The 361-nt window shown below is 69.8% G+C and carries 1 protein-coding gene; it reads right to left on the bottom strand.

Translation table 11 applies throughout. From position 1 onward, the window contains the following. Nucleotides 1–53 precede the first annotated feature (53 nt). A partial coding sequence (locus tag H928_RS27070; RefSeq protein ID WP_043339552.1) for a Smr/MutS family protein occupies nt 54–361 on the bottom strand: 308 nt, incomplete at its 5' end.

Here is a 361-nt window from a genome sequence, read left to right on the forward strand (position 1 = left end):
TTTCAGCGCCCCCTTGCCGCAGGGCAAGCCCGGGGCTTCTTAAAAGCTAGCTGTCAACGCTTGGGCTTGGCGCTGCGGTACTGCGCCGCCCAGGATGCGACCTGCTGGGCCACCGGGTCGGGTGCAGGCACGGCTGCAGCCTGCTGGGCCAGTGCCTGCATCTGCAGCAGCGCATCGGCCACATTGACGGCGCTGGCCGCCATCGATGCGGCACGCAGCAGCACCACCAGGGCGCCGGCGCCGCCATCGGCCGGGCGCGCCTGGACAAAGGCCAGCACCTCGTTTTTCTGCACCAGCCAGCTGTGCACCCGGCCTTTGAGCACCGGCATGCGCCCGGGTGAGCCCAGGCCCTTGCCATGCA

This window comes from Comamonas sp. B-9, from assembly GCF_000410635.1.
GTDB lineage: Bacteria > Pseudomonadota > Gammaproteobacteria > Burkholderiales > Burkholderiaceae_C > Comamonas.